The following is a 12,883-nucleotide window of genomic DNA, read 5'->3' on the forward strand; positions in this document are numbered from 1 at the left end:
CCGCCCTCCGGGGTGACACCGCTCGGTCACCTGTGTCCTGCCACGTCACCCCGGGCCGTCCCGCTGTTGTCGCCGACTCGGCGGCCGCACGGAGCTCGCCGCCTCCTGGCACAGGAGGAGGACCGGAGAACTACAGGAGATTGCCGCGGCAGTGTCACCAATCGGGCGAAAACGGCGCCTTCTCCGGTAGGCGTGCCGCGCCGAACGACGGTGCACAGTGCCATAGGACCAGGAGGGCGACATGAGCGACGCGCAGCGACCTCGTGAGCCGGTGTCCAGCGACCCGCTGCTGCTCACCCCGGAGGAGGCCGCCGAGCTGCTCCGCGTCGGTCGCACCACGATCTACGCCCTCATGAAGGCAGGCGACCTGCGGCCTGTCCACATCGGCCGCAGCTGCCGGATCTCCCGGGCCGAGCTCGAGCGCTACGTCTGTCGGCTAGAAACTCCCCCACCCAGTGCTCCGGCTCGACCGCGCCGACACCGGCGAACCAGCACGAACCAACGCGGCTTGTTCGAGCTCACCCCCGACCCGGTGGAGCGAGCTTGACCTGTGCATTCCCAGCACCTGGAGTCAGCGCGCACCGCGACACTCGACGCCAGCCGGGGACCAGCGACGCAGGGAGCGATCGATGACGGACGCCGAGGAACGAGACAGCACGACATCACGGCGTCGGAAGACGTCGCAGGACGGGAAGCGCGCCAGCGGCGAGTCCTCGATCTACCGGGACGAGGACGGTCGGTGGCACGGCTTCGTCTCCATGGGCAAGAAGGACAACGGCCTGCGCGACCGACGCCACGTCTCGGGCGCCAAGCGCGCCGACGTGGTGGCCAAGGTCCGCGCTCTCGAGGCCAAGCGGGACGCCGGGATCGTGGAGGCGGCCGGCCGCGCACCCACGGTCGGCGAGTGGCTGGACCACTGGCTGGACAACATCGCGGCACGCAAGGTCCGCGCCAGGACACTGGAGAGCTACCGCAGCACCGTGCGGCTGCATCTCCGCCCCGGCGTCGGGCACCACCGGCTCGACCGACTGCAACCGGAACACCTGGAACGCCTCTACGGCGCGCTCTCCGACAAGGGATTGAGCCCGGCTTCCATCCTCCGCGCGCATCGGGTGCTTTCCCGCGCTCTACGCGTCGCCTCGCAGCGCGCCAAGGTCGCCCGCAACGTCGCCACCCTCGTCGATCCGCCCACGGTCAAGCGGCCGGAGACCGCCCTGCCGCTGAGCGCGCAGGAGGCCAGGAAGGTGATGGCCGCCGCGCAGACGCATCGCAACGCCGCCCGGTGGACCGTGGCGCTGGCCGTCGGGCTCCGTCAGTCCGAAGCGCTCGCCCTGCGGTGGAGCGACGTCGACCTGGACAACGGCACGATGAGCGTCCGGCGTGGGCTGCACCGGATCAGCGGGCAGGGCCTGGTCTACGAGGAGCCGAAGGCCGACCGCAGCCGCCGGAACCTGGCACTGCCGGCACAGCTCGTCGACGCGTTGAAGGCGCAGAGGGCCGCCCAGCTCGAGGAGCGCATCGCCGCCGGTCCCCTCTGGGAGGACCACGACCTGGTCTTCGCTCAGCCCAACGGCCGGCCGATCGAGCGCAAGTCGGATTGGCGTGCCTGGAAGGCCCTCCTGCGCCAGGCGGGCGTGCGCGAGGTCCGACTGCACGACGGGCGGCACACCGCAGCGACCCTGCTGCTGTCCGAGGGCGTGCACCCCCGAGTCGTGATGGAGGTGCTCGGCCACGCACAGATGCGAACCACCACGGACACCTACAGCCACGTCATGCCCGCCCTCGGCCGCGACGCCGCCGACCGGATGGGCAACGCGCTGTGGGGACCGCCGGCACCGTAGTGGCTCCAGTGGCCACCACACTGGCACCACAAACGACTCAGGCCGTTCCCCCAGAGGGAGAACGGCCTGGTCATCGGGGTGGAGCTGAGGGGACTCGAACCCCTGACCCCCACACTGCCAGTGTGGTGCGCTACCAGCTGCGCCACAGCCCCGTTTCCCGGCCCGACCGCTTCCGTTCGAGCCAGGGAGAACTGTACATCGCCTCCCGGTGGCTCCCGTGGAGGGGGGTGGCCGCGCGTCGCCCGGGCGGGCGGGTCAGATCTCGACGCCGCGCTCGGCCAGCCAGTCGACCGGGTCGATGCGGCGACCGTCCATGCCGCCCTGGTGCACCTCGAAGTGCAGGTGCGGGCCGGTGGACTGGCCGCGGTTGCCGAGCAGCGCGATGGTCTCGCCGGCGTCCACGTACTGGCCGACCTCGACGAGGATCTCCTCCATGTGGCCGTAGACGGTCACGTCGCCGTTCTCGTGGAGGATGTAGACCGCGAGCCCGAAGCCGCTGGCCGCGCCCGCGCGCAGCACCACGCCGTCGGCCGCCGCGTACTCCGGCGTGCCGATCGGGGCGGCGAGGTCGATGCCGTAGTGGAAGGTGCCCCAGCGGGACCCGTAGCCACTGGTGAAGCGGGCGCCACTGACCGGCAGCACCGTCTTGGGCCGGGCGGCCTCGGCGGCGGCCTCCGCGGCGGCGGCCTCGGCCGCGGCGCGCTCGGCGCGGGAGGCGGCGACCTCCTGCAGGCGGGCCTGCGCCTCGGCCTCGGTGATCGAGGCCATCGGCATGGCCTCGAGCACCTCCTCGCCGGTGGCGAGCTCCATCTGGGCACCGAGCACCGAGGTGGGCTCCGCGGCGGCCTGCGGCGAGCCGGGGACCCCGACGACGGCGGCCCCGATCGCGCCGGCGACGAGCGCGGCGATGAGCAGGTACGGACGGCGGTCCCGCAACGCGCGCGGCCGGCGGGCGGCGGGCGCGGCGGCCGCGACGGCGGGCACGGCCGCGGTCGGAGGGGCGGCGATCTCAGCGGCGGGCGCGGGCGGGGCGACGGCGGCCGGCGTGGCAGGCGCGGGCTCCGCCGGCAGCACCGTGGTGACCAGGGCGGCGAACTCACGGTCGAGCTCGTCGGCGGCCGGGCGCGGGGCCGGGAGCACGGCGGGGAGCACGGCCGGGAGCACGGCCTCGTCGGCGGCCGGCACGGGCGGGAAGCCCCGCAGCGACGACACCGGCCGGCCCGCCGGGCGCCGGTGGGCGCCGGACCGCGGAGCGGGGACGCCCGCGGGAGAGCCGTTCGAGGGGCGGGACAGGAGACCCGCGTCGCTCCGGTGACTGGCCAATGCGTGAACCCCGCTCGTTCGTGGGAAGTGGCCCGGCGGGCCCGATCGAGTCGCACCGATCCAAACACACCGTGACCCGTTCGTGACCCCACGTGCGGCGTGTCTGAAGGTGACACGCCATGTGCCCTGCGTCACGAGTGGCTCCTGTGTTTGCCGTGACGGCGGCCCGGGCATGCTGGTCCTCCCGGCGTGGAACACACCGCGCCGGTCCGACGTGACCTCCCGCCGGGCCGACGCCTCCGCCGACGCCCCGCACCCTGCGTGCCCCCGCTCCCCCGGCCGGGCCGCGACCTGCCGCCAGGACGGGGCCGCCCCCGGCCGTGCACCGGATGTGCACCCGGGGACCGCCTCGTGGTCCCATGATCGTTCCCCGGCGCGGTCCGCAGGTGCCCCCTCGGCGGCGAGAACCGGTCGGGCACCGACCCTGGACAGGAAGGACCGATGCCTCGATGGCCCAGCCCGAGCGCCCTCTGCGGGAGGTCCCGTGGAGCCGGAGCGTGCCGGCGGCAGTGCCGCCCCACCGCGTCCGGCCGCTGACCAGCGCGACGCTCGAGCAGCACGGGGCCCGGCTGACCGTCCCCACCTACGACCGCGGCGCGCTGGTCCCCGCCGTCGTGCACATGAGCGTGGGCGGCTTCTCCCGCGCCCACCAGCTCATCTACCTCGACGAGATCGCCCAGCAGGGCATCTCCACCGGCTGGGGCGTCGTCGGTGTCGGGCTGCGCGCCCGGCGGCTGCGGGAGGCCCTCGCGCCGCAGGACAACCTGTACACCGTCGTCGAGCGCAGCCCCGACGGCGAGCGTGCCCGGGTGGTCGGCGTCCTCACCGACTACCTGTTCGCCCCCGACGCCCCGTCAGCGGTGCTCGACCGGCTCGCCGACCCGCGCACCCGCGTCGTGACGATGACCATCACCGACGCCGGGTACCTGCTCGATCCCGTCACCCGCGCCTTCACCCCCGACGGCGACGTCCGGCACGACCTCGCCCACCCCGCGGCGCCGCGCACGGTCTTCGGCTTCCTCGTGGAGGCGCTCGACCGCCGGCGCCGGGCGGGCCTCGCGCCGTTCACCGTCGTGTCCTGCGACAACCTCCACCGCAACGGCGACGCCACCCGCGCCGCCGTCGTCGGGTTCGCCGCGCTGCGCGACGAGGTGCTGGCCCGGTGGATCACCGACCGGGTGGCCTTCCCGAGCAGCATGGTCGACCGGATCACCCCGCAGACCACGCCCGAGGAGCGGGAGGCGGTGGCCCGCCGGTACGGCGTCGACGACCGCTGGCCGGTCGTCACCGAGCCGTTCTCCCAGTGGGTCATCGAGGACGACTTCTGCAACGGCCGCCCGCCGCTGGACGCCGTCGGCGTCCGCTTCGTCCGGGACGTCACCGGGCACGAGCTGATGAAGACGCGGCTGCTCAACGCCAGCCACTCCGCGCTGGGCTACCTCGGCACCCTCGCCGGCCACGAGCGCATCGACGTCCTCATGGGCGACCCCGTCTTCGCCGCGTACGTGACCCGGCTCATGGACGCCGAGGTCACCCCGCTCGTCCCGTGCCCGGAGGGCATCGACCTCGACGAGTACAAGGCGATCCTCGTGCAGCGCTTCGCCAACCCGGCGATCGCCGACCGGCTGTCCCGGCTGTGCCGCCGCGGTTCCACCAAGCTGCCGCAGCACCTCCTCCCCTCGCTGCGCCAGGCGCTCGCCGAGGGCCGGCCGCACGCCCTGCTGACCCTCGCCCTGGCCGGGTGGGTCGCCTACCTGCAGCGCACCGACGACGCCGGTGTCCCGCTGCCGGTCGAGGACGACGCCGGGCCCCGCCTGCAGGCGCTCGCGCTGGCCGGCGGCACCGACCCGCGCCCGCTGCTCGCCGAGACGGCGGTCTTCGGCGACCTCGGCGAGGTGCCCGGCTTCGCCGACGAGCTGGCGGCGGTGCTCACCCGCCTGCGGCGCGACGGCGTCCGCGAGACCGTCGCGACGCTGACCGCGAGCGCCCGGTGAGCGCGCCCCGCGACGGCGGGGCGGCGCTGCCGGCCGGCGTCGTCCGCGGCCTGACGGCGCTGCTGTGCGACGCCGACGGCAACCTGTTCCCCTCCGAGGAGCCGGCGTTCGTCGCCTCCGCCGAGGTCACCAACCGCTTCCTCGCCGAGCTCGGCGACCCGCGCCGCTTCACCCCCGAGGAGCTGCGGCTGGCCACCACCGGCATGAACTTCCGGACGACGTCGCGCCGCCTGGCCGCCGAGGCCGGGGAGCCGGAGGCCGACGTCGAGCCGTGGGTGGCCGAGGAGAGGCGCGCGGTGACGGCGTACCTCGGCGAGCACCTGCGCCCGCACGAGCCGACCACCGAGGCGCTCACCGCGCTGGCCGCCCACCTGCGGCTGGCCGCCGTGAGCTCCAGCGCGCTGGCCCGGCTGGCCGCCTGCTTCACGGCCACCGGCCTCGACGCGCTCATCCCGCCGGAGGTCCGGTTCAGCGCCGAGGACTCCCTGCCCACGCCCACCAGCAAGCCCGACCCGGCGGTGTACCTGCACGCCTGCGAGCAGCTGGGCATCACCCCCGCGCAGGGCCTGGCGGTCGAGGACTCCGTGCCCGGGGCACTCTCCGCCGTCCGCGCGGGTTGTCCCACCGTGGGGAACCTGCTCTTCGTCCAGCCCGCCGAGCGCGCCGAGCGCGAGGCCGCGCTGCGCGAGGCCGGGGTCCTCACCGTCGTCTCGTCCTGGCAGGAGCTCGCCGGCCTGCTCTCCCCCGTCCTGACCGGAGGTGGCCGATGAAGGTCGTCTACACCAGCTTCCGCGGCCTGTTCTCCGACAGCCCGCGCGCCGTCTACGAGGCGCTCGTCGCCCGCGGCGACGACATCGAGCACACCTGGCTGACCGCGCCGGTCGCCGAGCACGCGTTCCCGGCCGGCGTCGCGACCGTCCCGTTCGGCAGCCCGGAGTCGATCGCCGCGCTGGAGGCGGCCGACGTCGTCGTCTCCAACGACCACGTGCCGCTGGACTGGGACAAGCGCGCCGACGCCTTCTACCTGCAGACCTGGCACGGCACCCCGCTCAAGCGCATCCACAACGACGTGCTGTGGGCGCCGGAGGGCCGGCTGGCCCACCTCGAGCACGACATCGCGCGCTGGGACGTGATGCTCTCCCCCAACGCCTACAGCACCGGCCGCTTCCGGCAGGCCTTCGGCTTCCCCCGGCCGATCCACGAGACCGGATACCCCCGCAACGACCTGCTCAGCAGCCCCCGGCGCGAGCAGGTGCGGGCCGAGGTGCGCGCGCAGCTGGGCATCGACGAGGGCAGGACCGTCGTCCTCTACGCGCCGACCTGGCGCGACGACCTGGTGTTCGAGGGGAAGGGCGAGCGCGACTTCGAGTTCCCGGTCGACCTCGCCGCCTTCACCGAGCGGCTCGGGGAGGACCACGTGCTGCTCCTGCGGCTGCACAACATGGTCTCCGACCGGCTGGAGTCGATCGAGGGCCTGCCGGTCCGCGACGTGTCCAACCACCCGGACATCCGCGACCTCTACCTCGCCGCCGACCTGCTGGTCACCGACTACTCGTCGACGATGTTCGACTTCGCCGTCACCGGGAAGCCGATCCTGCTGTTCACCTACGACCTCGCCGACTACCGCGACCGGCTGCGCGGCTTCTACGTCGACATCGAGGAGATCGCCCCCGGACCGCTCCTGTCGACCAGCGACGAGCTGCTCGACGCGATCGCCGACCTCGACGCCGTCCGCGCCGCCTCCGCCGACCGCTACGCGGCCTTCCGGGAGACCTACACCTCCCTCGAGGACGGGCACGCCACCGACCGCGTCCTCGACCTGTTCTTCCCGCGCGGCACCTCCGCCGCCGGGGTCCCGACGACCCGAGGAGGGGACGACGATGCGCTTCGCTGACCTCGCACACACCACTGCCCAGGTCACCGGCCTGGCGCCGCTGGGCAGCCGGCCGGCTGCCGCACCGGAGCCGCGGCCCCTGCAGGTGGTCGTCCTGGCCGCCGGCATGGGCACCCGGCTGGGCCGCCCGCTGCCCAAGCCGCTGACCCCGCTGGTGGACGGCCGCAGCATCCTGCGCCGCCAGCTCGACACCGTCGAGGACGTGTTCGGCGGTGCCGCCCAGGTCACCGCCGTCGTGGGCTTCCAGGCCGAGCTGGTCATGCAGGCCGCGCCCGACCTGCGCTTCGCCTACAACCCGCACTACGCGCGCACGAACACGTCCAAGAGCCTGCTGCGCGGGCTGCGCACGACCGGCCCGGGCGGGGTGCTGTGGCTCAACGGCGACGTCGTCTTCGACGCCGCCGTCCTGGAGTCCGTGCTGCCGGAGCTGCAGGCCGACCAGAGCTTCGTCTGCGTCGACACCTCGGTGGTCGGCGACGAGGAGGTCAAGTACACCCTCGACGCCGAGGGCTGGATCGACGGGCTGTCGAAGACGGTGCGCGGCGGCCTCGGGGAGGCCGTGGGCATCAACTTCGTGTCCTCCGCCGACAAGGACGTGCTCGTCGAGCACCTCGAGGCGTGCGGCGACCAGGACTACTTCGAGCGCGGCATGGAGACCGCCATCGCCGAGGCCGGGCTGCGCTTCCGGCCGCTGGACATCTCCCGGTGGGCCGCCGTCGAGGTCGACTTCGAGGCCGACCTCGACCGGGCGAACGCGCTGTTCTCCACCAGCCGTCCCCGCCTGCACCCGGTGCCGGACGGCACCCGCCCCTGAGTCCCCGCCGGGGCCTCAGCCGACCGGCTGGGGCTCCGGCGCGGGGGCGGCGCGCTCCGGGTCGCGGAAGCGCCGAACGGCGGCCAGCCCGCCGACGACCAGCCCCGCTCCCCCGGCCACCAGCACCGCCACGGCGAGCCGGGTGAGGACGGCGGGACCGCTGCCGGCCACGTTTGCGCTCCACAGCACGTCGACGTCGGGCAGGCCCTGCACCAGCAGCAGCCAGCCGAGCACGAGGGCGGACAGGCCCGCCATGACGCCGCGCCCGCGCACGGCCGCCCGGACGCCGAGCAGCGCCACGAGCGCGGCCGTGACCGCCGGCAGCGACGCGGAGACCAGCGCGGCCGCGTGCGAGGACACCGTCACCGGCGGCTCGGGCGTGGCCGCGGCGTGCCAGAGCGCGGCCGCGGCGCCGGCGCCCAGCGCCCAGGCCAGCGGCCGCGGCCCGCGGGCCAGCAGCCCGGCGGCGGCCACGAGGGCGAACAGGCCCCCGTGCAGCACCCAGGTGAGCGCGGTCGACGGCGGCGGCTCCCAGATGAGCTCCCCGCGGACGGTGAACGCGGTGTCGCCGTGGCGCATCGGCACGGTCCAGTCGAAGACGGTGTGCTCGTGCGTCGGGTCCGCGGCCACCGCCGGCGGCAGCACGCCCTCGCTCATCCAGTGGGTGCGGTGGTCGTGCCAGGTGTACTGCGGCTCGGTGCTCACGAGCACCCACTCGGGTTCCGCGCGCGGGTCGGCGCCCTCGGGCAGGGTGACCCGGCCGAACCGGTCGAGGTTGATGTAGGTGGCCGGGCTGTGCGCGTTGCGCCACACGCCGTCGGGGCCGATCCGCAGGTAGGGCTCGTCGGAGTAGCCGGGCACGGTGACCTCGGTGCCGGTGGTGTTGACCACCTCGAGGGCGTCGCCGAACTGCAGCACGCGCACCGAGACGCCGCCCACCCGCGGCTGCACGGAGGTCACCCGGCCGTCGAAGTCGTTGCCGGCCACCTCGCCGCCCACGTGCGCCGACGCGGGGCCGGCCACCGCCAGCGCGGCGAGGACGCCGAGGACGACGACGAGCAGGCGGGCGGCCGCCCGCGCGGGACGCCCGCCCATCACGCGCCCGCGACGGTCTCGAGGTCGCCGGCGATGTCGCGCGAGGTGTTGCCGGCGTCGAAGGCCACGTGCGCCTCGTCGTCGGCGCCGTAGAGCAGCAGCAGCGAGCTGTGCAGGCGGCCGTCGTCCTCCGCCAGCGGCACGCCGGCCGACAGCTGCGCCTGGTCGACGACCTCCTGGTCGCCGGTCAGCCCGACGAACCGGGTGGGCAGGTCGGCGTCGAAGCGGCCGAGGTACTCGCCGAGCACCTGCGGGGTGTCGAAGCCCGGGTCGGTGGTGACGAAGACCACCTGCACCTGCTCGGCCAGCGCCGGGTCGACGTCGCGCAGGGCGAGGGCGACGTCGGCCATCGTCGTCGGGCAGATGTCGGGGCAGTTCGTGTAGCCGAAGAACAGCAGCGTCGGCTTCCCCGCCGTGGCCGTGGCGAAGTCGTACTCCGCTCCGGTGGTGTCGGTGAGGGTGAACGACGGCCGCTGGAAGGGGTCGCGCAGGTCGATGCCGGCGTAGTCGTCGCCGGGGCCCTCGAGCTCGGCGACGGCGCCGCCGCCACCGTGGTCGTGGCCCTCGGCGGCCGCTGCCTGCTCGCCGTCGTCGGAGCCGCAGGCGGTGAGGCCGAGCCCGGCGGCGAGGAGCAGGGCGGCGAGCCGGCCGCGGACGGGAGCGGTCACGAGGACACGGTACGTCGGCCGGCCCGGTACCCGAGGACGACGCCCGCGAGCCCGACCGCGAGGGCGAGGATCGCGACGAACAGCGCCAGGCCCGCCGGCTCGTTGCTCACCGGGCCGCCGTGGCCGTGACCGTCGGAGGCCGCGGTGTCCGTGCCGGCGGCGGTCGCGGCGTCCCCGCCGGCGAGGGTGAGCACGGGGGCGGGGCTCTCCGGCTCCTCCTGGCCGTCGACCGTCGGCTCGATCCAGGCCGACTCCGTGCCGTCGCTGTAGGTCTGCACGGCCGGGTAGGACAGCGTGGCGGCGTCCGGGAACGGCCCGCCGGACAGCGAGAACTCCTGGAACTGGCCGGGCGCGATGCCGCCGCCGGCGTCGGCGCGGAACTCCACCACCGACACGTAGGTGCTGATCTCCTGGCCGTGCACCTCCACCGGCTCGGCGAGCTGCGCCGACGTCGTCGTGACCGTCCAGCCGGGCACCGGCTGCGCGCGCAGCGAGACCATGGCCGCGTCCTCCGGGACGGAGATGCGCAGCGCCACGGTGCTCGCGGTGTCGCTCTCGTTGGGCACCCGGAAGGTGAGCTTCCCGTAGCCGCCGGCCGCGGCGTCGGCCGAGGACACCGTCACGTGCGCCGACGCGCCGGCGGCTCCCGCGACGGAGGCGACCAGGGCGGCCAGCAGCGCGGCGAGCACGACGCCGGCGCGGGCTCCCGGCCGCAGGGAGGTGGGGGACACGGTTCTCCTTCTCTCGTCCCGCTCGCGCGGGCTCAGCGCACCGGGAAGTCGGTGCTGGCGGTGGTGGCGGTGAACTCGTCGAGCCGGACGCTCACGGCGACCGTCCAGGTGCCGGCGCCCGGGATCGACATCCCGTCGGCCACCCAGTGGCCGGGTCCGGCCGGCTCGAGGTCCACGTCGAGGGGGCCGATCTCCTGCTCGGGCTCGGTGAGCGTCACGCGGAGGTCGGCGGGCTGGGCGAGCTGCCCGTCGTCGTCGAAGAGGTAGAGGTGCAGCGTGTTGGCGCCCGGGCGCGCGGGGTCGACCGAGACCTGGACGCTGCCGGACTCCCCCGCCGCCGATTGCAGGGGCAGGGTGACGTCGACCGGCTGGGCCACCGAGGCGCGCGCCGGCGGGGTGCCCACGAGCACCGCCGACAGCACCAGCACCGCCGCGGCGACGGCCGCCTCCACGAGCACCGAGCGGCGCAGCGGGCCGACGTCCTCCACCGCGCCGCGGGCCTGCACGGCCGCGCGGGCGCGGGCCGCGGTCTCGACGGGGCCGTCGGGGTCGCCCGCGGCGAACGCGTGCGCGGTGACCCGGCGCCGGGAGCCCGGCCGCGGCCGGGAGACGCCGAGGTGCTGCTGCACCCAGACGCGGGAGACGCCGGCGGCGGCCAGCAGGAGCAGGACCAGCGCCAGCTTGCCCAGCAGCAGCCAGCCGTACGTCGTGGACACCAGGGCGGGCGGGGAGCCGACCTCGCGCACCGACTGGACGACGCCGGTGACCACCAGCGCCGCCACCGACCCGGACGCGATCCGCGACCACCGCGGCAGCGCGCCGGCCAGCTCGCCGGCCTCCGCGCCGGGCCGCACCAGCCCGGCGAGCAGCGCGGCCAGGCCGCCCAGCCACAGCGCCATCGCGGCGACGTGCACGGCGGTGACCGCGGTGGCGAACACCGGCACGGGCCCCGCGACCGGGTGCCCGACCGCCGCGGTGGTGAGCACCACCCCGGCGCCGATGACGGCGAGGCCGGCCTGCTCCTGCGCCGAGGGCTGCGCGCCGCGCCGCCACAGCGGCACGAGCAGGCCGAGCAGCACCAGGGCGAGCGCGGCCCGGCCGAGCGTGGTCAGCCCGAAGGACGACGACGCCGTCGTGGACACCAGCGCGGGGTCGAGCAGGGAGCCGAGCCCGGCGCCGGCGGCGTAGGGGCCCTGCAGCAGGAAGGTGAGGACGGCGGCGCCGGCGGCCGTGCCCAGGCCGGCGGAGGTGATCCGCCGCATGCGGGCCGAGGCCCAGCCCGCCGGCCAGCACAGGACGAGGAAGGCCGGGACGCCGAGGCCCGCGGCCAGCCCGGCGAACCCGAGCGAGCGCGCGGCGGGGAGCGCGGCGGCCACGAACGGGTCGACGTCGGCGTCGTCGGCCACGGCGCCCGCGTCGGCGAGCTCGCCGTCGCCGACGACGAAGGCGAAGGCGCCGCTGATCGGGTGCGAGTCGGCCGAGACGATCCGGTAGGTGACGACGTAGCTGGCGTCGGGGAGGTCGTCGCGCAGCGGCACGGTGACGGTGCCGCCGTCCACCTCGGCCGCGCCGGTGTCGACCCGCTCCCCGCCGTCGCCGAGGACGCGCGCGTAGCCCGCGCCGAGGGAGACGCCCTCGCTGAAGGTCAGCGTGACCTGGCCGGGCACCTCGTCGAGGCGGGCGCCCTCCCCCGGGTCGGTGGACACGAGCTCGGCGTGCGCGGCGGCGGGCCCGGCGGTGGCCACGCCGAGGGACAGCCAGCCGGCGAGCAGGACGAGCAGCAGCAGGACCGGGCGCGCGGGCCGGGCAAGGGTGCTCACGCGGTCACCCGCTCGCGGGCGACGAGGGCCGCGGCGCGGCGCGGGCGGCCGCGCCAGGCGACGACCGCGATGAGGACCACACCGGCGAGCAGCAGCAGGTGCGCGGCCGCCCGGTCGGCGTGCACGTGCCCGGCCTGCAGGTCGCGCACGGTGGCCACCGCGAGCAGCACGGTGAACGTGGCGAGGAAGGGCAGCGCGCCGGCGGCCAGCCGCGGGACGGCGGCGACGGCGACGAAGGCCGCGGCGACGGCGAGGTTCCAGGCGCCGGTCTCGTGCGCCACGTGCACCGGGGCGCTCATCGCGGCGGTGCCGGCGGTCAGCGACGGCCAGGCCAGGCCGGCCTGCGCGACGCCGACGGCCAGCAGCGCCAGGCGCAGCGCCGACGCGAGCAGCCGGGCCCGGGCGGCCGCGGCGGTGCCGGGGAGCTCGCGGGGCAGCGCACCGAGGACGGCCGCGGTGAGGTCGGGCACCGGCGGTGCGGGGGCCAGCCGGGCGCGCCGGGTGACCGCGCCCGCGGCCTCGGCCCAGGCCGTGCAGCCGGGGCAGCCGTCGAGGTGGCGGTCCAGGTCGGCGGCGGGCATGCCGAGCGGCTCGCCGTCGAGTCGCGCGGAGAGCGCCTCGCGGAACGGTGCACACTGCATGTGTCAGATAGTCGTCGCAAGGGGTCCGTCCGGTTCCCGGTGAGACGGGGATCGCAGCCGGA

General features: G+C 75.6%; 12 protein-coding genes and 1 tRNA gene. 6 read left to right on the forward strand and 7 right to left on the reverse strand.

Going from position 1 to position 12,883, the window contains the following annotated elements; all coding sequences use genetic code 11:
- Positions 1–241: 241 nt before the first annotated feature.
- Both WA616_RS09045 and WA616_RS09050 read left to right on the forward strand, forming a co-directional pair.
- Complete coding sequence (locus tag WA616_RS09045; protein ID WP_336029048.1) at positions 242–547, forward strand: helix-turn-helix domain-containing protein; 306 nt, start codon at positions 242–244, stop codon at positions 545–547.
- 82 nt (positions 548–629) lie between these two features.
- Complete coding sequence (locus tag WA616_RS09050; RefSeq protein WP_336029050.1) at positions 630–1,841, forward strand: tyrosine-type recombinase/integrase; 1,212 nt, start codon at positions 630–632, stop codon at positions 1,839–1,841.
- Between the two features lie 79 nt (positions 1,842–1,920).
- Here the strand turns inward: WA616_RS09050 and WA616_RS09055 are convergent.
- Together WA616_RS09055 and WA616_RS09060 are read right to left on the reverse strand one after the other, a co-directional pair.
- Positions 1,921–1,993: transfer RNA gene (locus tag WA616_RS09055), tRNA-Ala, on the reverse strand.
- 103 nt (positions 1,994–2,096) lie between these two features.
- Positions 2,097–3,053, reverse strand: a complete 957-nt coding sequence (locus WA616_RS09060) for a M23 family metallopeptidase (RefSeq protein ID WP_336029051.1) — start codon at positions 3,051–3,053, stop codon at positions 2,097–2,099.
- 608 nt (positions 3,054–3,661) lie between these two features.
- Here WA616_RS09060 and WA616_RS09065 point away from each other — a divergent pair.
- The 4 genes from WA616_RS09065 to WA616_RS09080 are packed head-to-tail and all read left to right on the forward strand — an operon-like array spanning position 3,662 to position 7,866.
- Positions 3,662–5,158, forward strand: coding sequence for a mannitol dehydrogenase family protein (locus tag WA616_RS09065; RefSeq protein ID WP_336029053.1), 1,497 nt, complete (start codon positions 3,662–3,664; stop codon positions 5,156–5,158).
- Complete coding sequence (locus tag WA616_RS09070) at positions 5,155–5,928, forward strand: HAD family hydrolase (protein ID WP_336029055.1); 774 nt, start codon at positions 5,155–5,157, stop codon at positions 5,926–5,928. Before WA616_RS09065 ends, WA616_RS09070 begins: the two co-directional genes overlap by 4 nt.
- Positions 5,925–7,052, forward strand: coding sequence for a CDP-glycerol glycerophosphotransferase family protein (locus tag WA616_RS09075; RefSeq protein ID WP_336029056.1), 1,128 nt, complete (start codon positions 5,925–5,927; stop codon positions 7,050–7,052). Before WA616_RS09070 ends, WA616_RS09075 begins: the two co-directional genes overlap by 4 nt.
- Positions 7,039–7,866 carry a phosphocholine cytidylyltransferase family protein gene (locus tag WA616_RS09080; RefSeq protein ID WP_336029058.1) on the forward strand — a complete coding sequence of 276 codons (828 nt, stop codon included), beginning with the start codon at positions 7,039–7,041 and terminating at the stop codon, positions 7,864–7,866. Before WA616_RS09075 ends, WA616_RS09080 begins: the two co-directional genes overlap by 14 nt.
- Before the next feature lie 15 nt (positions 7,867–7,881).
- On the opposite strand, the gene WA616_RS09085 is transcribed toward WA616_RS09080, so the two are convergent.
- The 5 genes from WA616_RS09085 to WA616_RS09105 are packed head-to-tail and all read right to left on the reverse strand — an operon-like array spanning position 7,882 to position 12,821.
- A complete protein-coding gene (locus WA616_RS09085; RefSeq protein ID WP_336029059.1) occupies positions 7,882–8,961 on the reverse strand; it encodes a hypothetical protein in 1,080 nt (359 codons plus the stop codon).
- Complete coding sequence (locus WA616_RS09090) at positions 8,961–9,629, reverse strand: SCO family protein (RefSeq protein WP_336029060.1); 669 nt, start codon at positions 9,627–9,629, stop codon at positions 8,961–8,963. The genes WA616_RS09085 and WA616_RS09090 overlap by 1 nt, the downstream gene beginning before the upstream one ends.
- Positions 9,626–10,360: a YcnI family protein gene (locus WA616_RS09095; protein WP_336029061.1), complete on the reverse strand. Its 735-nt coding sequence runs from the start codon at positions 10,358–10,360 to the stop codon at positions 9,626–9,628. Before WA616_RS09095 ends, WA616_RS09090 begins: the two co-directional genes overlap by 4 nt.
- 32 nt (positions 10,361–10,392) lie before the next feature.
- Positions 10,393–12,180 carry a copper resistance CopC/CopD family protein gene (locus WA616_RS09100; protein WP_336029064.1) on the reverse strand — a complete coding sequence of 596 codons (1,788 nt, stop codon included), beginning with the start codon at positions 12,178–12,180 and terminating at the stop codon, positions 10,393–10,395.
- On the reverse strand, positions 12,177–12,821 hold the full coding sequence (locus WA616_RS09105) for a zf-HC2 domain-containing protein (protein WP_336029066.1): 645 nt from the start codon (positions 12,819–12,821) through the stop codon (positions 12,177–12,179). Before WA616_RS09105 ends, WA616_RS09100 begins: the two co-directional genes overlap by 4 nt.
- Between the last annotated feature and the right edge of the window lie 62 nt (positions 12,822–12,883).

Source organism: Geodermatophilus sp. FMUSA9-8 (genome assembly GCF_037034165.1).
Lineage (GTDB): Bacteria > Actinomycetota > Actinomycetes > Mycobacteriales > Geodermatophilaceae > Geodermatophilus > Geodermatophilus nigrescens.